Annotated in this window: 17 protein-coding genes and 1 tRNA gene; 7 read left to right on the top strand and 11 right to left on the bottom strand. The window is 68.2% G+C overall.

Going from position 1 to position 19,612, the window contains the following annotated elements; all coding sequences use genetic code 11:
• Positions 1-8: 8 nt before the first annotated feature.
• Positions 9-596: a hypothetical protein gene (locus tag NBV68_RS02020; RefSeq protein WP_296306789.1), complete on the top strand. Its 588-nt coding sequence runs from the start codon at positions 9-11 to the stop codon at positions 594-596.
• Positions 593-1,084: a DUF2721 domain-containing protein gene (locus tag NBV68_RS02015; RefSeq protein ID WP_296306788.1), complete on the top strand. Its 492-nt coding sequence runs from the start codon at positions 593-595 to the stop codon at positions 1,082-1,084. The genes NBV68_RS02020 and NBV68_RS02015 overlap by 4 nt, the downstream gene beginning before the upstream one ends.
• A 66-nt stretch (positions 1,085-1,150) precedes the next feature.
• On the opposite strand, the gene bfr is transcribed toward NBV68_RS02015, so the two are convergent.
• The 4 genes from bfr to NBV68_RS01995 form a co-directional block, all read right to left on the bottom strand.
• Positions 1,151-1,633 (bottom strand): bacterioferritin, encoded by a 483-nt coding sequence (gene bfr / locus NBV68_RS02010; RefSeq protein WP_296306786.1) that lies wholly within the window; start codon positions 1,631-1,633, stop codon positions 1,151-1,153.
• A 137-nt stretch (positions 1,634-1,770) separates the two neighbouring features.
• Positions 1,771-1,971: a hypothetical protein gene (locus NBV68_RS02005; protein WP_017663857.1), complete on the bottom strand. Its 201-nt coding sequence runs from the start codon at positions 1,969-1,971 to the stop codon at positions 1,771-1,773.
• 418 nt (positions 1,972-2,389) lie between these two features.
• Complete coding sequence (locus NBV68_RS02000) at positions 2,390-3,676, bottom strand: DUF418 domain-containing protein (protein ID WP_296306783.1); 1,287 nt, start codon at positions 3,674-3,676, stop codon at positions 2,390-2,392.
• Positions 3,677-3,773: 97 nt separating this feature from the next.
• Positions 3,774-4,871, bottom strand: a complete 1,098-nt coding sequence (locus tag NBV68_RS01995) for an SPOR domain-containing protein (RefSeq protein WP_296306781.1) — start codon at positions 4,869-4,871, stop codon at positions 3,774-3,776.
• Positions 4,872-5,156: 285 nt separating this feature from the next.
• On the opposite strand from NBV68_RS01995, the gene NBV68_RS01990 reads away from it, so the two are divergent.
• From NBV68_RS01990 to NBV68_RS01980, 3 genes are read left to right on the top strand one after another with little or no spacing between them, the layout of a single operon-like run.
• Complete coding sequence (locus tag NBV68_RS01990; RefSeq protein WP_296306779.1) at positions 5,157-5,882, top strand: ParA family protein; 726 nt, start codon at positions 5,157-5,159, stop codon at positions 5,880-5,882.
• A gap of 18 nt (positions 5,883-5,900) precedes the next feature.
• Positions 5,901-6,629, top strand: a complete 729-nt coding sequence (locus tag NBV68_RS01985) for a hypothetical protein (RefSeq protein WP_296306777.1) — start codon at positions 5,901-5,903, stop codon at positions 6,627-6,629.
• A gap of 56 nt (positions 6,630-6,685) precedes the next feature.
• Entirely contained in the window at positions 6,686-8,104 is a 1,419-nt protein-coding gene (locus NBV68_RS01980) for an SPOR domain-containing protein (RefSeq protein ID WP_296306775.1), read from the top strand.
• A 68-nt stretch (positions 8,105-8,172) separates the two neighbouring features.
• Here the strand turns inward: NBV68_RS01980 and NBV68_RS01975 are convergent, their stop codons facing one another.
• Both NBV68_RS01975 and NBV68_RS01970 read right to left on the bottom strand, forming a co-directional pair.
• The gene (locus NBV68_RS01975) at positions 8,173-9,408 is read right to left on the bottom strand and encodes a dihydroorotase (RefSeq protein WP_296306773.1); all 1,236 of its coding nucleotides are present in this window, start codon (positions 9,406-9,408) and stop codon (positions 8,173-8,175) included.
• Positions 9,405-10,421, bottom strand: coding sequence for an aspartate carbamoyltransferase catalytic subunit (locus NBV68_RS01970; protein ID WP_296306771.1), 1,017 nt, complete (start codon positions 10,419-10,421; stop codon positions 9,405-9,407). The genes NBV68_RS01975 and NBV68_RS01970 overlap by 4 nt, the downstream gene beginning before the upstream one ends.
• A gap of 119 nt (positions 10,422-10,540) precedes the next feature.
• Between NBV68_RS01970 and sppA the strand changes: the two genes are divergently transcribed.
• Positions 10,541-12,448, top strand: coding sequence for a signal peptide peptidase SppA (sppA, locus tag NBV68_RS01965; protein ID WP_296306769.1), 1,908 nt, complete (start codon positions 10,541-10,543; stop codon positions 12,446-12,448).
• Positions 12,449-12,535: 87 nt separating this feature from the next.
• Positions 12,536-12,610 (top strand) — tRNA-Val (locus NBV68_RS01960).
• 88 nt (positions 12,611-12,698) lie between these two features.
• Here NBV68_RS01960 and NBV68_RS01955 read toward each other — a convergent pair.
• From NBV68_RS01955 to asnB, 5 genes are all read right to left on the bottom strand, one after another.
• On the bottom strand, positions 12,699-14,006 hold the full coding sequence (locus NBV68_RS01955) for a sugar transferase (protein ID WP_296306767.1): 1,308 nt from the start codon (positions 14,004-14,006) through the stop codon (positions 12,699-12,701).
• The gene (locus tag NBV68_RS01950; protein ID WP_296306765.1) at positions 14,003-15,301 is read right to left on the bottom strand and encodes a nucleotide sugar dehydrogenase; all 1,299 of its coding nucleotides are present in this window, start codon (positions 15,299-15,301) and stop codon (positions 14,003-14,005) included. Before NBV68_RS01950 ends, NBV68_RS01955 begins: the two co-directional genes overlap by 4 nt.
• 63 nt (positions 15,302-15,364) lie before the next feature.
• Complete coding sequence (locus tag NBV68_RS01945; RefSeq protein ID WP_296306763.1) at positions 15,365-16,471, bottom strand: glycosyltransferase family 4 protein; 1,107 nt, start codon at positions 16,469-16,471, stop codon at positions 15,365-15,367.
• Positions 16,465-17,562: an EpsG family protein gene (locus tag NBV68_RS01940; RefSeq protein WP_296306760.1), complete on the bottom strand. Its 1,098-nt coding sequence runs from the start codon at positions 17,560-17,562 to the stop codon at positions 16,465-16,467. Before NBV68_RS01940 ends, NBV68_RS01945 begins: the two co-directional genes overlap by 7 nt.
• Positions 17,556-19,499 carry an asparagine synthase (glutamine-hydrolyzing) gene (asnB, locus tag NBV68_RS01935; RefSeq protein ID WP_296306759.1) on the bottom strand — a complete coding sequence of 648 codons (1,944 nt, stop codon included), beginning with the start codon at positions 19,497-19,499 and terminating at the stop codon, positions 17,556-17,558. Before asnB ends, NBV68_RS01940 begins: the two co-directional genes overlap by 7 nt.
• Positions 19,500-19,612 lie beyond the last annotated feature (113 nt).

The following is a 19,612-nucleotide window of genomic DNA, read 5'->3' as shown; positions in this document are numbered from 1 at the left end:
GCGCGGCCATGGAAAGCAAGCACCTGTTCGTTGCGGCCTGCTTCCTCTTCGTTCTCGGCATGGTGATCCTCAAGATTCGCTATGGCCCCGGCTCCGGATTGCGGAAGAAGGCGGCGGCCCCCGAGCCTGATCTGCCCTCGGGGCGAATCCTCGTCACCGGCTGGAGCGCCGCCGAAACCCGCCGCATCCTTGCCGATTTTGCGAAGATGTATGACCTCGCGCCCGACACCGTCCAGCTCGCCGCCCCGGCGGAGGGGCCGCAGCAAATCACGTGGACGCGGCCGATCGACAGCGACACCGCATTCTACCTCGTCAATTACCTGCATTACCCGATGAAGATCGCGCTTGAAGGCAGGAACCCCGAGGCGGTGGGCGTCATCGCCGTGCCTGCCGGCATCGCGCCCAAAGGCCTCGCCCCCGGCACCCTCGCCAAGATCTACGTGCCCGAGGGCGATACCGAGCATGATCTGGTCCATGCCCTCACCGGCGATGGCCGCGCCTACCGCATCAGCTTCACGCGGCTTAAGTGGGAGCCGATCGATGCCCCCCGCGCGCCCGCGCTGGTGGGCAAGACCGCGTTCAAGGAGGCCCCGTGACCCTCATCGACACCCTGGCCGCTGCCGCCCCGCAGGCGCCCTTCGCGCTCGAGATCCTTGAGCGCACCGCCTCCACCCCGCGCGTCCAGCAGGTGGTGCAGCTGAGCCTTGCGCCCGCCTTCCTGCTCTCCGGCATCGGCGCAATCATGAACGTCATCATGAGCCGCATGATCTGGATCGCCAAGCGGATCGAGACCATCGAGGACAAGATGGAGGAACACCGCACCCCGCGTCAGGTGCGCGAGTTCGGTTGGCTGATGCGGCGGCGGCGGCTGATGCAGGGCGCTATCATGTTCTCGACCGCATCCGCGGTGATGATCAGCGCGGTCATCATGCTGCTGTTCATCTCCGCCTATATCACCGCCCAGATCGGCACCGTGATCGCAGGCCTGTGGGTGCTGACGATGCTGCTGCTGGTGACCGGCCTCGGCTTCTTCCTGTTCGAGACCCGGCTCGCGGCGATCGGCGCGACTGCGCCCAAGGAGTAGACGCAAAAAGGGGCAGGCGCCGCATCCGGCCCTGCCCCCTTTTTGTGCACCCCTTGCGGGCGGCCCTTACTTGTCGCCGGCGGGCGCGCTCTGGAGCTGGCAATAATTGTGCAGCCCCATGCGCTCGATTAGCTCGAACTGGGTTTCGAGGAAGTCGACATGCTCCTCCTCGTTCTTGAGGATGTAGGCGAACAGGTCGCGGCTGACATAGTCGCGCACGCTTTCGCAATGCTCGATCGCATCGCGCAGCAGCGGGATCGCCTCATGCTCGAGCGCGAGGTCGGCCTTGAGCACTTCCTCGACATTCTCGCCGACCTTGAGCTTGTGGATTGCCTGAAAATTGGGCAGCGCCTCGAGGAACAGGATACGCTCGGCCAGCTTGTCGGCGTGCTCCATCTCCTCGATGCTCTCGTGGCGCTCATAGGCGGCGAGCTTCTTGAGGCCCCAGTTGTCGAGCACGCGGTAGTGCAGCCAGTACTGGTTGATCGCGGTCAACTCGTTAGTGAGCGCCTGGTTGAGGAAATCGATGACCTTCTGGTCGCCCTTCATGGGTTTGTCCTTTGCGAAATGTCAAAGCCGGGTTGCGGCATTACCGTCATTGTAGACGGTGCCGGGGCCTGTCCGCAAGGGCGGTAGAGGATTTTTCTTTGCGAATCAGTCGCTTGCGATCCGTTCGCAATCGCGGGTCAGGCGGCTTCTACTGCGAGGAAATCGCAACGCGCCGCCGCGCGCTCGGCGTCGATGATTTCCTGCGCCTCTTCAAGGCACTGGCCGCAATTGGGGCGCTTGCCGAGGCAGGCATAGGTCGCCTCCGCGTCGCCGTCGCAGGCGAGCGCGGCTTTGCGCAAATCATTCTCACGGATGGCATTGCAAATGCAGATGTACATGGGCGTGCGAATCTTTCCTGCGAAGCGTTTGCAGGAGGCAATGTATGCGAACCATTCTTAATAGCAAGGGTGTTTGGCTGCTGGCAGAGATCAATCGCCCATCCGGTCCTTTTGACGTGGTGCTTGGCGCCGCGCCTAGCTGCGTCAATCATCGACCGGGGCACGCCAAAATGGGCTGCTCTCTCGATCCCAAATTTTTTGATGACTGATCGGTACCACTTACGCTCTGATCGTTCGGCAAGCTCAGATGCCTCCTTAGCTCGCTGGGCTCTTAGTTCGGCCCGGAATGCTGGTGAAGATCCGAGAGTTGTAGCCGGCGGTGGACGCATCGTCAGTCCATTACGACCGAAACCTAGTGGCTTACGCTTCGGTATTCCCCTGCCTCTCCGTACTAAGCAAAGATGGATGTGCTTTGCACTCATTTCCGCAGCGGAAACACCCGCCGGTAGGTCAGGCACCGCCACAGCCACTCCAGCGGGCCGTAGTTGTAGCGATCGAGCCACGGCTTCGACCACGCCAGCATCACGATACACGCCAGCGCCACCACGATGTAGAGTTGCGGACGGTTCAACTGGCCGAACAGCCCCAGCGCCCAACCCTGGAAGACGAACATCATCACGATCGAGGTGCCCAGATAATTGGTGAAGGCCGCGCGGCCCGCGGCGCGCACGCGGTCGCCCAGCCAGCCGGTCGCGGAAGGCGCATAGGCGACCAGCAGGGCGGCCAGCCCCACCACCATCCACAGCCTCGGCAGCGGGCTGAGGCCCAGAAACGCCGCGACGCCGCCGAAATAGGTGAAGCCCCCCGCCTTCATGACGAGCCCGATGGCAAGGTGGCCGACCCCGCCCGCGATCACTCCGATCCAGCCCCAGACCACCATCCGGCGTCGGCCGAAGGCGCCATGGAAGAACCCGAGCCGGTACAGCGCCACGCCAAGGACCATCAGCGGCAGGGTTTCCCACCCGAACAGCAGCGCATTGTTCAGGGGTTCCATCCATTCCGTTGTCACGCGATACGCGACCAGCGCCGCGTAATCGCCGGCGGCGATCATGTTGGCGGGAACTTCGCCGCTCGCCAGCGCCGCATCGACCACGGCCGAAAGCGGCTCCCGCTGCTCCGTCAGTGCCGGACTCGACTGGCCGAAGGGCGTGTCCAGGATCAGCCACGGGAAAGTGTAGGTGACCGCACAAAACGCCACGCCGGTGATGTAGCCTGCGAGCGCGACCGTCGCCTGCGCCCGCGCGCTCCACCCGAGGCAAGCGAGCGTGACAAAGCCGAACAGCGCGTAGGAAAACAGGATGTCGCCGTTCCAGATCAGGAAGAAGTGGATCAGGCCGAAAAGCATCAGGATGGCCAGCCGCCATGCCTGAAGTCCCACGCTTGCCCCGCGCGCCCACGCCTTCTCCATGAAGAGATACAGGCCAGCCCCGAACAGCAGGGTGAAGAGCCCGCGCATCTTGCCGTCGATCAGAACGAACTGCGTGATCCACAGCCATCCGCCCGGGTCGGCCGGATCGGTGCGGAACGCACCCGGATAGATATAGGCCTCGAACGGCTGACCGAAGGCGATGATGTTGGCGGCGAGGATGCCCATCACAGCGATGCCGCGGATGAAATCGAGCGTGTCGATGCGCGCGCCGCTCTCAGTCGGGGCGAGCCCTGGGGCGCCTTGCTCGGCCGCGCCCGGCGACAGCGGTGTATCCATGGCTGATCCCCGGTCCGACTGAACGGGGCGAGCTTAGCGACTCCCGCCAGCTTGGGAAAGGCGGTGCGTCAGGCGGCGCCGGATCCCGGGCGCAAGCTCAGCCCTGCCCGGCGACGACGCAGGCCTTGCCCTCGCGCTTGAGGGCAGCGCAGGCGCGGCCCGCTTCGGCTTCGCTGGCAAAGCCGGTGGCAAGCAGGCGGGTGAGATTGCCGCTCGGCACCAGCGTCTTGCGCGTGCCCGCCAGCGCGGCATGGCCGCCGAGCTGGCTCCACAGCTTGTCGGCATTGCCCGCGACCCCGAAGGCGCCGAGCTGCACGCGCCAGCTGCCCTGCTTGCGGGGAGCAAGCGCGGCCGGAACGGGGGTGACGGTCGAGCCCTTGGGGGCGGAGGCGAGCGTGACTTGCGCTGGCGCCGGAGCCGGAGCCGAAGTGATTGGCTTGGGTGCGGGCGGCAGGCCCATCGGCTTGGGCGCGGCGGCAGCGACCGTCACGACCGGCGGTTTGGTGGCGGGCTTCGGCGTGGGCGCGGCGGCAACTGCCGGAACCACCGAAGCGGCCGGTCGGGTAGCGAGTTCGGCAGCGGCGAGCTCGGCCTGGCGCTGCGACCGCGCTCCGGCCTCGAGCTCGCGGGCCAGCGACTGGGCCTGGGCGCGCTGGGCCTGGGGCACATATTTGTCCATCTGCGCCAGCGCCTCGCGCGCCTGCGGCAGGCCGGAGCTGTTGGCCAGCGTCATCAGCGCATAGGCGCGCGTCCAGTCGCGCGGGGCGTAATCGGCGTTGAAGTGCGACAGGCCCAGCACATATTGCGCGCGCGGATCGCCGCGGTCGGCGGCAGCCTGGATCAGCGGCATGGCCTTCTGTTGCTCGCCTTCCTGGAACAGCATCAGCCCGAAATTGTCGGCGGCCTTGACATGGCCGAGCGCCGCGGCCTGTTCATAGAGCTGGCGGGCGCGGGCATTGTCGATCTCGACCCCGCGTCCGAGTCGATAGGCCTGCGCGAGGTTGAACAGCGCATCGGGATCGCCGGCCGCAGCCGGGCCCTGCCATTCGACTACGGCGCGCGCAAAGTCGCCCGCCGTCCATGCATCGACCCCGGCCTTGACGTCCGCGAGCGCGGGCGCCGCCGCCAGCAGCGCCCCTGCCGCACCGACCAGGGCCGCGCCTGCCATCATCGCCTTCTTGGATCCTGCCGTCATGAACCGTGCCATCGATCGAGTCTCGCCTGTTGGTGCTGGGAGCAGCGTAAGCGTACATAAAGCCGATCGCTGCTTAGCCGAACACGGTTAGCAAATGGTTGCACAGCGCTCAGGCCAAGCGCGGCACGCCGCCGACCACCCGCCTTGCCGCAACTACCATTCCGAGCAGGGCCAGCATGTTAACCCTAAATTAGGGGTATCCTGCGATCCCGTGTCCATCCAGCCGTTGTCGGGCGCTGCAATGGGGCAGCGGCGCAACGGATCAATCCATGGGGGACCCAGGCGTTGCGTGTACTCGCTTTGGCATCGCAGAAAGGTGGATCGGGCAAGACCACCCTGTCCGGACATCTCGCCGTCCAGGCCCAGCGCGCAGGCGCCGGCCCGGTGGTGCTGATCGATATCGACCCGCAAGGCTCCCTCGCGGACTGGTGGAACGAGCGCGAGGCGGAATATCCCGCCTTCGCCCAGACCACCGTCGCGCGCCTTGCCAATGACCTTGCCGTCCTGCGCCAGCAGGGCTTCAAGCTGGCGGTGATCGACACGCCGCCCGCGATCACCATGGCGATCCAGTCGGTGATCTCGGTCGCCGAACTGATCGTCGTGCCGACCCGTCCGTCGCCGCACGATCTGCGCGCCGTGGGCGCCACGGTCGACCTGTGCGAGCGTGCGGGCAAGCCACTGGTGTTCGTCGTCAACGCGGCCACGCCCAAGGCCAAGATCACCTCGGAAGCCGCGGTCGCGCTGTCGCAGCACGGCACCGTCGCGCCGATCACGCTGCACCACCGCACCGATTTCGCCGCCTCGATGATCGATGGCCGGACAGTGATGGAGGTCGACCCCGAAAGCCGCTCGGCCGCCGAGATCGCCGCGCTGTGGCGCTATATTGCCGACCGCCTCGAGAAGAATTTCCGCCGCACCGTGTTCGCGCCTGCTCCCAATGGTGCGGGTCACCAGCACATGGGCGGCGTGCCGCGTCCCGCCGGGGGCTTCGGCCGCCGGGTGGCGCAGTAAGCGAAGGCGCTGACGGCCATGTCGGATTCCGGTTTCGCCTCGCTCGGCCCCTCGCTGCTGGCACGCAAGGGCGGCGCCAAGCCCGCGATGCGTCCGCAGGTCGCGCCGCTGGTTACCGAGGAATCGGTCGTGCCCGAAGACAAGCTCGAGGATCTCGGCTGGAACGACATGGGCCACGACATGGGGGGCGATTCGGAAGGTGAAGGCGGCGCGGACATCGTGCCGATCAGCGCCGACCTCGCCGCCGGTCCGACCACTGCGGGACCCGGTCCGATAATCCGTCGTCAGCAGCGCCGCCTCGAAGAGCGCGTGCTTGCCGATGCGGCGATGACCGGCCCCGAGACCGACGAATACGACGACTACGAAGACGGCGAAACGCTCTACGACGAAGCCCTCGACGGTGCCAATTACGGTTCTGCGGGTTACGATGAGGATGAAGAGGGCGAGGAAGCGGACACCGCGATCTACTCGCCGCTCGCCCCGCACATCACCCTTCCCGAGCCGCAGCCTGCGCCCATGCCCGCCGCAGCGCCTCGCGCTGCCGTGAGAGTGCGCGTGGTCGCGCCGCAATCTGCCCGCCGCGCCGCCTTCACTCTGCGACTCGACGCCGACCGCCATCTCAAGCTGCGCCTCGCCGCGACCATGCAGGGCGTCAGCGCCCAGGTGCTCGTGACCGAGGCGCTCGACCGTCTGCTCGCCGAGTATGACGAGCTCGACGTCATCGCCAATCACCTGAAGCGCCACTGAGCGCCCGCAACCACCACCACAACGTGAACCAACAGGATCTACGGGGGACTTTGACCATGGACCGCAGCATCAAAACCGGACGGAAGAACTCGCCGCGGCTTGCGCTGGCCGTCACCACTGCGATCGCGGGGCTGGCCTTCGTTGGCACGCCGGCCTCGGCCGCACCGCGCGCCGAGACCTCCTTCGCAAACGCGCAGGAAGCGCTCGCCAAGGGCAAGGTCGAAAAGGCCATCAAGCACGCCGAAGCGGCGGTGCAGGCCGACGGGCGCAATTCCGGCTACCGCGCGCTGCTGGGCGCTGCCTATCTCGAGGCGGGCCGCTTCGAAGCGGCCGCAATCACCTTCGGCGACGCGATCGAACTTGGTGACAGCAACCCGCGCACCGTGCTGAGCTTTGCACTCGCCAAGATCGCCATTGGCGATTCGCAGGCGGCCATCGGGATGCTCGACGGCTATTCGGCCGCGATCGATCCGGCCGATCTCGGCCTTGCGCTGGCACTCGCCGGGCAGCCCGAACGCGGCGTGGGCGTGCTGGTGGGCGCGGTGCGCAGCGCCGAGGAAGCGACCCCCAAGCTGCGCCAGAACCTCGCTTATACCTATGCACTCGCCGGCAACTGGCGCGCGGCGCGGGTGATGGCGGCCGAGGACGTGCCTGCCGACCAGCTCGAAACGCGGCTTGGCGAATGGGCCCAGATGAGCGCCCCGGAAATGGCACCGCAGCGGGTTGCCGCACTGCTCGACGTGGCGCCGCGCGCCGATGCCGGACAGCCGCAGCACCTCGCGCTCGCCAATTTCCTGGCGCAGGACATGATGGTTGCCGAAGCCGATGTCGACGCCGACGTGGCGCTGGCCGCGGCCGAGCCGGCGCCCGAGCCGGTGCAGGTGATCGATCCGGCCCCTTCCGCGACCTTCACCGCCGCCTTCACTGCGCCTGCGCCTGCGCCCGAAGCGGCAACCGAACAGCCGATTGTGACCTTCGCCGCGGCTGCACCCGTCGCAACGGGGATCCAGTTCGTCTCCAACCCGGTGGTTCAGCCGCTGCCCGCCGCCGCTCCTGCGGCAGTGCGCGCGCCTGTTCCACCTGCCGCCCCGCGCGTGGTCCCTGCCGCATCGCAGCGCCGCATGGCCGCGACCACGGCCGCCGCTGCTCCGGCGCCGGCGCCGGTCGAGAAGGGCCCTGCCACGCACCTCGTCCAGCTCGGCTCCTATGTCAGCAAGGCCGAAGCCCAGCGCGGCTGGAGCACGCTGCAGGCCAAGTTCCCGCAATTGAAGGACCGCAAGCCGGTGATCACCGAAGCGGTGGTGAGCGGCAAGACCTATTGGCGCGTCGCCGCCGACGGCTTCACCTCGCAGAGCGCCCGCGCGCTGTGCGGGACGGTGAAGTCGGCGGGCCGCGGCTGCTTCGCCTACGCCGCCTCGACCCCGCCGGCCGGTGCGGTCAAGCGCGACGTGCAGGTTGCAACCCGCAGCCGCTAAGAAGATTTCCGTAACAGGAATGAGCACCCCTGCTCCCGGACAGCCCAGCGCTGTCCGGGAGTTTTCTTTTATGCGCCGAGCCTGACGCCACCCTTCCACAGCCCCAGCACCCGCCCCTGTGCGCCCTGACGGTCGAAGGGCGTGTTGTCGGCGGTCGCCTCCATCTTGCGGCGGTCGATGATCCACGGCGCTTGCGCGTCGATGAGGACGAGGTCGGCCTCCAGACCTTCGGCAAGCGCGCCTGCCGGCACCCCGAGGAGCTTTGCAGGATTGGTCGCCAGCAGCGCGAAGGCGTGCGCCGTATCGATCACGCCGTCGCGCACCAGACCCAATGTCATCGCGAGCAGCGTCTCGGCCCCGGCCATACCGGGGGCGGCATCGGCGAAGGGCAGGCGCTTGTCCTCGGGCCCGCGCGGATCGTGGCCGCTGGCGATCACGTCCACCGTGCCATCGGCGATTGCCGCGAGCGCCGCCTGCCGGTCGGCCTCGGTGCGCAAGGGGGGCGAGAGGCGGGTGAAGGTGCGGAAATCGGCGGTGGCGAGGTCGGAAAGCATGAAGTGCGCCGGCGTGATCCCGCAGGTCACGGGCAGCCCCCGCGCCTTCGCCTCGCGCACCAGATCGAAGCCGCGTGTGGTGGTCACCTGCCGGATATGCAGCCGCGCCCCGGCAAGTTCCGCAAGCGCGATGTCGCGGGCGATGGCGAGCGCCTCGGCCTCGGCGGGCGCGGCGGGGAGGCCGAGCCGGGTCGCGATCTCGCCCGCGGTGGCGGCGGCGTCTCCGGCCAGCCCCCCGTCCTCGGCATGGGTCACAACCACAAGGCCGAGCATCGCGGCATATTGCAGCAGCCTCAGCATCACGCCGCTATCGGCGATCCAGCGCCGCCCGGTGGCGATCCCGCGCGCGCCCGCATCCTGCATCAGCGCCAGTTCGGCAAGCTCGCGCCCTTCTAGCCCGCGCGTGGCGGCGGCCAGCGGATGCACCCACAGATCGGGCTTGCCGCTCTTGGCGATGAAGCCGACGCGGCTCGGCAGATCGAGCGGGGGCGACTGGTCGGGCATCAGCGCGGCGCGGGTGATCCCGCCGAAATGGAAGGCGGGCTTGTCGACCGCGAAAACCCCGAGATCGACGAGGCCGGGGGCGAGCAGCTTGCCGCGCGCATCAATCACTTCGTCGCCATCTTGCGGGGCAACGTCGGCACCGACCGCGTCAATGACCCCGTCACGACAGCGCAATGCACCGTCAACCACCCCCGCACGAGTGACCAACTGCGCGTTGGTGATGGCGAGGGCCTGCGCTTGCCTCATGCCCAGCCCTCCAGCCCGCGCGCACCGCGCGTTAGCACATCGAGACACGCCATGCGGATCGCCACGCCCATCTCGACCTGCCGCGTGATCAGCGAGCGGCCTGCCAGATCGGCGACCTCGCTGTCGATCTCGACGCCGCGGTTCATGGGGCCCGGGTGCATCACCAAGGCACCCGGCCGGGCGAGCGCGAGACGCTTGGTGGTCAGCCCGTAGAGATGGCGATATTCGCGTGGGGACGGGATGAACTGCCCGGTCATGCGCTCCGATTGCAGGCGCAGCATCATCACAACCTCCGCGCCATCGAGCGCATCGTCGAAGCGGTGGTGTACCTCCACCCCCATCGCCTCGACACCCTGCGGCATCAGTGCGGGCGGCGCGCAGACGCGCACCCTCGCGCCCAGCGCGGTCAGGCACAGGATGTTCGAACGCGCCACCCGGCTGTGGAGGATGTCGCCGCAGATCACGACGTTGAGGCCGGTGAAGTCCTCCGCCCCCTCGCCCCGTTCGGCCAGAGCGTGGCGCAGCGTCAGCGCATCGAGCAGCGCCTGGGTGGGGTGTTCGTGCTGCCCGTCGCCCGCGTTGAGCACCGGACAATCGACCTTGTCCGCGATCAGCCCGGTCGCTCCCGAGGAGCCATGCCGGATCACGATCGCATCGGCGCGCATTGCGTTCAATGTGATCGCGGTGTCGATCAGCGTCTCGCCCTTCTTCACACTCGAGGTCGCGGCGTGCATGTTGACCACGTCCGCCCCCAGCCGCTTGCCCGCGATCTCGAAGCTCAGCAGCGTGCGCGTCGAGTTCTCGAAGAAGGCGTTGATGATGGTGAGCCCGCCGAGCAGATCGGTGTGCTTGGCGCTCTGGCGGTTAAGCGCGACCCACTGCTCGGCCTGATCCAGAAGATAAAGGATCTCGTGCCGCGCCAGCTTGCCGATGCCGGTGAGATCGCGGTGCGGGAAGGCAAGCCTTCCGGGCGGAAAGCGGCCCGGAGGGGCGGAGAGATCGGTGCTGGCCATTAAAGCGATGCGCTTAGTCGAACCGCGTCTATCACTCAACCCGCGCCGTAAGGTTTCCGATAGAACTAAGCTGGCAAAGACCCTACATCGCGGTCGGGGCCGATCATAAGGGATATGCAATGAACTTCGTGGGCAAGGTTTGGAAGATCCTCGTGGGGATCAAGGACGGGCTTGTCCTCCTGTTCATGCTCTTGTTCTTCATCGCGCTGTTCGGCGTGCTCTCGGCCCGGCCCAACCCCGGGCAGGTGCGCGACGGAGCGCTGCTGATCGACCTTGCGGGCATCGTCGTCGAGGAGAAAAGCGCGCTCGATCCGCTCGCCGCGCTGCTCGCGAGCGAGGCGCCGCTCGAGGAGACCCGCGCGCGCGACGTGGTTCGCGCGCTCGATGCCGCCGCGACCGATGATCGCATCAAGACGGTGGTGCTCGACATGACCACCTTCCTCGGCGGCGGGCAGGTGCATCTGAAGGACATCGCCGAGGCGATGGACCGGGTGCGCAAGGCCAAGAAGCCGGTGCTGACCTTCGCCTTTGCCTATGCCGACGACCAGATGCTGCTGGCCGCGCACGCCAGCGAGGTGTGGCTCGATCCGCAGGGCATGGCGGTGATCGCCGGACCGGGCGGCAGCAATCTCTATTACGCCGGCCTGCTCGAAAAGCTCAGCGTCAATGCGCGGGTCTACCGCGTGGGCGCGTTCAAGTCCGGGGTCGAACCCTATACCCGCAACGGGATGTCGGACGAGGCGCGCGCCAATATCGGCGGGCTCTACGGGGCTTTGTGGGAGGAATACAAGGCGGGCGTCACCCGCGCGCGGCCCAAGCTGCAGCTGGCGAAGATCACCGGCGATCCGGCGGCGTGGATCGCCAGTTCGGGCGGCGACATGGCCAAGGCGGCGCTCGATGCCGGGATGGTCGACAAGCTCGGCGACCGGGCGGCGTTCGGCGCGCGGGTGGCAGAGCTGGCGGGCGAGGACCCGTGGAGCAAGCTCCCCGGCGCCTATGCCGCGAGCGACCTTTCCGCTTACCTCGCCGACCTCGGCCAGATCCGCAAGGGCAAGGCGATCGGCGTCGTCACCATCGCCGGCGAGATCGTCGATGGCGAAGCGGGTCCGGGCACGGCGGGCGGCACGCGCATCGCCGACCTGCTCGACGAGGCGCTTGACGATGATCTTGCCGCGCTGGTGGTGCGGGTGGATTCGCCGGGCGGTTCGGTTACCGCATCGGAGGAAATCCGCCGCGCGATCCAGCGTTTCCGCGACCGCAAGATTCCGGTCGCGGTGTCGATGGGCAACATCGCCGCGAGCGGCGGCTACTGGGTCGCGACCCCGGGCGAGCGCATCTTCGCCGAGCCCGAGACGATCACCGGATCGATCGGGGTCTATGCCGTGGTGCCGACCTTCGAAAACGCCGCCGCGCGCCTCGGGGTGACGGCGGACGGTTATCGCACCACCGAGCTTTCGGGCCAGCCGGACATGATCGGCGGTTTCTCGCCGGCGATGGACGCGCTGCTCCAGACCTCGATTGGGGGCACCTATCAGGACTTCCTCAGGCTGGTCTCGGGCGCGCGGCGCCTGCCGGTCTCACGCGTCGACCAGATCGCGCAAGGCCAGGTGTGGGACGGCGGCACGGCGCGCCAGATTGGCCTCGTCGACGAATTCGGCGGGCTCACCGAGGCGCTCGAATGGGCGGCGGCCAAGGCGGGCGCCGAGAAGGGCGAGTGGCACGCGGTGTATCTTGGCGAGAAGGATGCGAATTACGATTCGCTGATCCGCCAGCTGGTCGCGGGCGAAGCGGCCAAGGCGCGCACAGCGCCGGTCGGCGATATCTTCGCGCTGACCGCCATGCGCTCGCAGGCGCTCGGCACGCGCATCGCCCGCGATGCCGAGCGGCTGCTGGGCACGCGCGGCGCGCAGGCCTATTGCCTCGCCTGCCCCGCGCCGCTCAGCCCCCCGGCAGCGGCATCGCCCGCAGCCGTCGCCGCGCGGCCCGAAGGAATGCTGGCGCTGCTCACCTGGCTGGCGGGCAGCTAAATCGAACCCGGATCACCCTAGGCGCTTGCCAAGTGCGCCCGACCCCATTAATGGCGCGCCCCTGTCCGGGCCACAGGCCATAGGGACGGGCGCGTAGCTCAGCGGTAGAGCACACCCTTCACACGGGTGGGGTCACAGGTTCAATCCCTGTCGCGCCCACCATCTTTTCCGGCAACTGGGGAAGATGACGGCAGGTCTTCTGCAAAAAACATGAAAATCCGGGCCCGGCCGCGCGGCGAGCCTGCGCCCCTCAGCGCGAGCCGAAGCCGGTCAGCATTGTCTTGATCGTGCGCAGGACGATCAGCACGTCGAGCCACAGGCTGAAGCGGCTGATGTAGAAGAAATCGTAGTTGAGCTTCTTCAGCACGCTGTCGAGATCGGCAACGTGGCCCTGGCTGACCTGCGCCCAGCCCGAGATGCCCGGGCGCACCACGTGGCGGTAGCGGTAGAAGGGCAGCTCGGTCTCGTACCAGCGCGACAGTTCGAGCGCTTCGGGGCGCGGGCCGATCCAGCTCATCTCGCCGCGCAGCACGTTGAAGACCTGCGGCAGCTCGTCGATCCGGCTGCGGCGCAGCCAGCGGCCGAGCGGGGTGATGCGCGGGTCGTCCTCGCGGGTGATGGCGCGCTCGCGCGGGTCGCCGCTCGTAGGCACGGCGGGCGCGGCGACGCGCATGGTGCGGAACTTCCAGACCGCAAAAGCCCTGCCGCGATAACCGATCCGGATCTGGCGGAAGAACACCGGGCCGGGCGAATCCAGCCGGATCGCCGCGGCCACGATCACGAACAGCGGAAGCAGCACCGGCAGCAGGGCAAGCGCCAGCAGGGTATCGGCAAAGCGCTTGATGGCGATGTAATTCGCGCTCGGCGCCAGCGCGCCATCGGCGTTCTCGGAGAGGTGCTCGGTCTGGACCTGCCCGGTGAGCGACTGGCGCAGCTGCTTGAAGTGCAGCACCGTGACCCCCTGCAGCGCGCATTCGGCAAGGAAGTTGAGCCATTCGCGCGGCAGGTCGGTGTCGAAGTCGGCAGTGAGCAGATCGGCCGAGGGCGGGATCACCGGCTGCCCGAGCACCGCCCACTCCACCTGCTCAATGTCGTAGAGACAGTCGACCCGGCCGAAGGGCACCACCGCTATCTTAAGCGTCTGGCTGCGCTGGATCATGAAATAGACGAGGTAGAACCATGCGAGCGCGACCACGAAGCTCACCACCAGCAGCGGGCGGCTATAGCCGAGGCGGGCGAGGAACAGCACGGTGAACACGGCAACGAAGCTCGATAGGAAGACCGGCAGGATGTAGTAGCTCGACCGGATCCCCGGAAAGGCGGCAAGGTTGCGATAGGTCCAGAACGCCAGCGCGATCGCGGACACCGAGGCGGCGAGCGAGACGTAGTAGAGATCGAGCCCCAGCAGCTCGGGCGTGATCCCCGCCGCCAGCGCATAGGGGAGCGCGACAGCGGCGAGCAGCGAACCCAGCAGCTGGAACAGCGGCCGCACCCAGATCACCTGCGCCCGGCGCGGCGCGGTCAGCACCGTGCTCAGGGGGCTGGCGACCGATTTCATATCCGCCAGCGCCTGACGCCCGGCACTTCGTCCAGGCCCGGGAAGGCGTTCTTGATGTCGGCGAACAGGCCACCTTCATGCAGCAGCGCGGCAAGGCGCGCCTGGGGCAGCGCGTGATAGGCGGCGTGCGGCACCGCCATGATCACCGCGTCCCACGGTTCCTGCGGCAGATCGGCAAGCAGATCGATCCCGTATTCGTGATGCGCCTCGTGCCTGTCGACCAGCGGGTCGTGGACGGCGACCGTGTGCCCGCGCGCGCACAGCGACGCGATCAGTTCGGCGACCTTGCTGTTGCGCAGGTCGGGGACGTTCTCCTTGAAGGCGAGGCCCAGCACCAGCACCCGCGAGGAGGGCGCCAGCGCGCGGTCGAGCTCGCCTGCCAGCCAGCTGGCCATGCCGTCATTGATCGACCGCCCGGCGAGGATCACCTGCGGGTCATGCCCCAGCCCTTGCGCGCAGTGGCTGAGATAATAGGGATCGACCCCGATGCAGTGCCCGCCGACCATGCCCGGCTGGAAGGGCAGGAAGTTCCACTTTGTCTTGGCTGCATCGAGCACGTCGTAGATCGAGATGCCCAGCTTGCGGGTGATCTGCGCGACTTCGTTGATGAAGGCGATGTTGATGTCGCGCTGGGCGTTCTCGATCACCTTGGCGGCCTCGGCCACCCGGATCGAGCGGGCGGCGAACACCCCGCCGCTGGTGACCTCGCCGTAGATCGCGCAGAGCCTTGCGGTGACTTCGGGGTTCTCGCCCGCCACCACCTTGGTGATGCGGTCGACGGTGTGCTCGCGGTCGCCCGGATTGATGCGTTCGGGCGAATAGCCGAGGAAGAAATCGCGCCCGCGCTCCAGCCCCGATGCCTGCGCGAGGATCGGGCCGCACACGTCCTCGGTCACGCCGGGATAGACCGTGCTCTCGAACACCACCACGGGCCGGGCCGCGGCTTCGAGCATGGCGGCGACCGACGCGCAGGCGCGTTCCACCAGCGCCAGATCGGGGCGATTGTCGGCATCGACCGGGGTCGGCACGGTGACGATATAGGCCTGCGCCCCCCGGCACGCGGCGACATCCTGTTCGAGCCGCAGGGCGCTGGTTTCGAGCGCGGCGAGCAGCAGCGCGCTGTCGACCTCGTGGGTGCGGTCATAGCCCTCGCGCAGTTCGGCGATCCGGCCAGCGTCGATATCGAACCCGCGCACCGGGAAGGCCTTCGACAGCCGCAGCGCCAGCGGCAGTCCGACATAGCCCAGGCCGACGACGACGATGTCCGGAACAGTCCCCTCGTGTCCCGCCGTCAACTGCCAATCCCCCCGCGATGCACCCGTGCGGGGGCAGGACGCCGCCGCCAACTCCCGAATCGGCTACTCGATAGCCCGCGCAAGCACTGCGCGATAGGCTGATATGACATGCGTTTCGGCAAATCGTTCAATGATGTGCGCCCGCGCGGCGCGGCCCATTGCGGCGCGCTGCGCTGCCGGGAGTGCGATCATCTCGGTCATGCGTGCCGCCAGACTCTGCGCGTCGCGGACCGCGCACAGCAGCCCGGTCTCGCCCGGCACAATCACGTCGCGGCAGCCCGGCACGTCGGTTGCGATTGCGGGCCGCGCCATCGCGCCCGCTTCGAGCAGCACCCGCGACAGGCCCTCGCGATAGCTTGGCAGCACCACGCAATCGGCATTGCCGAGGAACGGGCGGACATCCTCGGCCGCGCCCCAATATTCGACCGCGCCTTCGGCCACCCAACCCTCCAGCTCGGCGCGGGAAATGGCGGTGGCATTGTCGACATCAAGAAAGCCGAGCAGCGCAAAACGCGCCTCCGGATGGCGGGCGCGCACGATCCGGGCGGCCTCGACGAACTCGCTCACGCCCTTGTCGCGGATCAACCGCGCCACCATCAGGAAACGGAAGGTGCCGTCCTCGACACGCGGCCAAGGGGCCGGATCGTAATGCACCGCGTCGATCCCCGATCCGGGCAGCACCTCGACGCATGAAGGCGCGACCAACCGCCGCGCGATAAATTCGGCGCGGTCGTCGTGGTTCTGGAAGAACACCGTGGCAGCCCCGCCCAGCCCGAGCCGGTACAAGGCCTCTGCCACCCGCGTCAGCCAGGTCTCGCGGATGAAGGCTGTGCCGAGCCCCGAGACATTGGCGATCCGCGGCACGCCCGCCAGCCGCGCGGCGAGCGCGCCGTAGGTGTTGGGCTTGATCGTCCAGCCGAGATAGGCATCGGGCCGCTCGCGCCGGATCAGGCGGACATAGCGCCACAGCAGGGCAAGGTCGCCGGTCACCGAGGTGCTTGCGCTGGTCATCGGCAGCACCGCCACCCGCGCGCCCAAGGCCTCGACTGCGGCGAGCGCGCCGTCGTCAGGGACCGCAGCGATCACCTCGTGCCCGTCGGCCACCAGCGCCCTCACCAGCCCGGCGCGGAAATTGACGACGTTCCAGGCCGCGTTGATCGAGATCAGCACTCGAGACACACGCCGTCCTCGAACAGGAAGAAGCGGTAGGGCAGCCAGAACTCGACGTTCACGGCGTAGTTGAGCCACACGTAGAAGGCTGCTGCATACAGCGCGACCACCGCCGTCGCGAGCACCCGCGCGGTGCGCTCGTTGCCGGCCAGCGCATCGGGCAGGCGCGCATAGACGAACAGCTGCAGCGGCAGCAGATAGAGCCCGAGACGGTCGATCGCGGTCGAGGTCGGGAACACCAGCACCAGCGCCAGCGCCACCAGCCCGGCGGCCGACAGCATCATCCAGATCCAGCGCTCGGAAGGCGCAAGGTCAAAGCGCGAGCGCCAGTAGAGCAGGATCGCGCCGGGCAGCGCGGTCATTGCGAGGCGCACCAGCGCGCCCGAGGAGGTCATCTCCTGTTCGACATAATTGGTCAGCAGCAGCCCGGTGCGCTCGCCGGTGGCGGCCACGGCCAGAACCGCGCCCGCGCCCAGCAGGAGCAGCAGGCGCGCAAAGGGGTGGATGCGGGCCATGAACACCGCCAGCGGGAGAAAGATCAGCGCGGTCGAATGGAACATCACTGCCGCCAGCACCCAGCCGACAAAGCGCACCGCGCTGCCCTGCTGCACCGCGATCAGCGCCATCAGCAAGAGCGAGACCGCCATGCCCTGGCGGATATAGCCCATCCCCATCACCACAACGAAGTAAGGCACGGCCACAGCCAGACACAGCCACGGGCGCGGCTGGGCAAGGCAGAACCGCACCAGCCCGGCAGTGACCACCAGCGCGCTGACCATGGTCACCACCAGCATCCCGTAAGCGCTTTGCGCCGCAACCCGGGTGATCAGGCGGAACCCGGGATCGCCCAGCAGGCCGTAGGGATTGTCGGTCCACAGCGCCGATTGCACAATGCGGTCGTAGCTGCCCCAGTCGCCGCCGGTCTCCCATCTGAGGCCGATGATCGTCACCAGAGCGAAGGCGATCAGCAGCCAGAGGAAGCCCGCCCGCCCGCGTAGCCGCGCCGAAGAGGCAGCGCGCGCCTGCGCGCCCGGCGGCTCGAGCAGCGCGAACACCGCCGGCACGGCGAACATGGCCCAGTAGATCAGCATGAAGCGCCCCAGCGCCGGGCCCAGGCCTGGAACATCAGCACGCCCCACAGCGATCCCGCCCAGTCATGCGTGCCCGCAAGGTGCTGGCCCCAGCGGGCGCGGATCGCCGCCGCATCAAAGGGGGCCGCGGCGTTGAGCGCATCGGGCGACAGCAAGTCCTCTGCCCAATCGCGCAATTCCCCGCGCAGCCACGCTCCGACCGGCACCGCGAAGCCTGCCTTGGGCCGGTCGATCAGCGCATCGGGCACATGCCGCGACAGCACCCGGCGCAGCAGCCACTTGCCGCGCCCGTCGCGCTTCTTCAGATCGAGCGGCAGAGTCCAGGCGAATTCCACCAGCCGGTGATCGAGCAGCGGCACCCGCACCTCAAGGCTGCTCGCCATCGATGCGCGGTCGACCTTCACCAGAATGTCGTCGGTGAGATAGCCGGTCATGTCCCACTGCATCATCGCCTCTTCGGGCGTGTCGCGCACCGCAGGGGTGAGGTCGACGGGCGATGCGACCGGATCGCCGCCCCCCATGAGCGGCAGGCCCTCCCCCCATTCCTCGCTGCTGGCCCGATAGATCGCGCGGGTATCGAGGGGGGAGCGCAGCATCCGCGCGACCTTGGCAAGCTTGACGCCGAACATCGGCACCGGGCCGACCTGATCCCATGCCCCCGGCGGCACGGCACCAATCCCGGCCGCCGCCAGCTGGCGAAGCGGGCCGGGCAGCGCGCGCATCGCGGCATAGGAGCGCTGGGAAAGGAGATAGCGGTTGTAGCCGCAGAACAGCTCGTCCCCCGCATCCCCCGACAAGGCGACGGTGACCTCGCTGCGCGCCAACCGGCTCACCAGCAACGTCGGGAGCTGCGAGCTGTCGGCGAAGGGCTCGTCATAGATGTCGGCGAGCGCGGGGATCTCGGCGCGCACGGCTTCGGGGCCGACATAGAGCTCGGTATGCTCGGTGCCGAGGTGCTGCGCCACGGCGCGCGCGTGGGGGGCTTCGTCGAACCCGGCGTGGTCGAAACCGATGGTGAAGGTCTTCACCCGCGCCGCCGAGACCCGCGTCATCAGCGCGGTGATCAGCGAGCTGTCGATCCCGCCCGACAGGAACGCCCCGACCGGCACATCGGCAAGCACCTGCTGGCCGACCGCCTCAAGCAGGAGCGCCTCAAGCCGCGCCTCGGCCTCGGCTTCGTCCAGCGTGGCGAGCGGCCGGGCGATCACTGCGGCCAAATCCCAATAGGCCTGCGATTGCCCCGCCCCTGCGCCTGCCCGAAGCGTGTCCTCGCCCAGCGTGACGACATGGCCCGGGCGCACCTTCCAGACATCGCGGTAGATCGTGTGCGGCGCGGGCACGGCATTGGCGCGCAGATAGAGCGACAGCGCTTGCCGGTCGACCCCCGCCGCAAAGCCGGGGATGGCGTGGAGCGCCTTCAGTTCCGAGGCAAATACGAGGCACCGCTCGCCCGCCGGCCCGCTCCAGCCGTAATGGAGCGGCTTTTCTCCCAGCCGGTCGCGCGCCAGCTGCAGGCGGCGCTCGCGGCGATCCCACAGGGCGATGGCGAAGGCCCCCACGCATTGCCGGAGCGCAAGCTCGAGTCCGTCGGCGGCGATCAGCGCGAGCAGCGTCTCGGTGTCCGACGTCCCGCGCCAGCCGCCCATCCCGCGCGCCTCGAGCGCACGGCGCAACTCGCGGTGGTTGTAGATCTCGCCGTTGAAGCTCAGCACATAGCGTCCGCAGGCGCTCGCCATCGGCTGCGCGCCCGCGTCGGAGAGGTCGACAACCGCAAGGCGGCGATGGGAGAGCGCCAGCCCCGCTTCCGCGTCGCTCCAGACCCCTGCGCCATCGGGCCCGCGCGAGGCGAGGGTGGCGGCCATCGCCTCAGCGCGACGCTCCAGCTCGGCCCCCGCCAACCTTCCGGAGCCTGACCACAGCCCCGCAACTCCGCACATGCCTTTCCGCCTTTCGCGCCTCGCGCCCCCGAACCGGCAGGGCAGAGCGACACGGCTACAACAGCAGGCGCGCGAGGGGAAGTCGCCAGTGGACAAGCCCCTCCCCCAGACCT

The sequence above is a fragment of the Erythrobacter sp. genome, assembly GCF_023653175.1.
GTDB lineage: Bacteria > Pseudomonadota > Alphaproteobacteria > Sphingomonadales > Sphingomonadaceae > Erythrobacter.
The sequence above is the reverse complement of the archived record's forward strand: the minus strand, read 5'-3'. Positions and strand labels throughout refer to the sequence as shown.

Bases quoted from the DNA above. Each gene is read 5' to 3' on its own strand.
- bfr (WP_296306786.1), bottom strand. From the start codon at position 1,633: ATGAAGGGCGACCAGAAGGTCATCGATTTCCTCAACCAGGCGCTCACT.
- NBV68_RS01970 (WP_296306771.1), bottom strand. From the start codon at position 10,421: ATGGCCAGCACCGATCTCTCCGCCCCTCCGGGCCGCTTTCCGCCCGGA.
- NBV68_RS01985 (WP_296306777.1), top strand. From the start codon at position 5,901: ATGTCGGATTCCGGTTTCGCCTCGCTCGGCCCCTCGCTGCTGGCACGC.
- NBV68_RS02005 (WP_017663857.1), bottom strand. From the start codon at position 1,971: ATGTACATCTGCATTTGCAATGCCATCCGTGAGAATGATTTGCGCAAA.
- NBV68_RS02020 (WP_296306789.1), top strand. From the start codon at position 9: ATGGAAAGCAAGCACCTGTTCGTTGCGGCCTGCTTCCTCTTCGTTCTC.
- NBV68_RS01940 (WP_296306760.1), bottom strand. From the start codon at position 17,562: ATGCTGATCTACTGGGCCATGTTCGCCGTGCCGGCGGTGTTCGCGCTG.
- NBV68_RS01980 (WP_296306775.1), top strand. From the start codon at position 6,686: ATGGACCGCAGCATCAAAACCGGACGGAAGAACTCGCCGCGGCTTGCG.
- NBV68_RS01975 (WP_296306773.1), bottom strand. From the start codon at position 9,408: ATGAGGCAAGCGCAGGCCCTCGCCATCACCAACGCGCAGTTGGTCACT.
- NBV68_RS01995 (WP_296306781.1), bottom strand. From the start codon at position 4,871: ATGACGGCAGGATCCAAGAAGGCGATGATGGCAGGCGCGGCCCTGGTC.
- asnB (WP_296306759.1), bottom strand. From the start codon at position 19,499: ATGTGCGGAGTTGCGGGGCTGTGGTCAGGCTCCGGAAGGTTGGCGGGG.
- NBV68_RS02000 (WP_296306783.1), bottom strand. From the start codon at position 3,676: ATGGATACACCGCTGTCGCCGGGCGCGGCCGAGCAAGGCGCCCCAGGG.
- NBV68_RS01955 (WP_296306767.1), bottom strand. From the start codon at position 14,006: ATGAAATCGGTCGCCAGCCCCCTGAGCACGGTGCTGACCGCGCCGCGC.
- sppA (WP_296306769.1), top strand. From the start codon at position 10,541: ATGAACTTCGTGGGCAAGGTTTGGAAGATCCTCGTGGGGATCAAGGAC.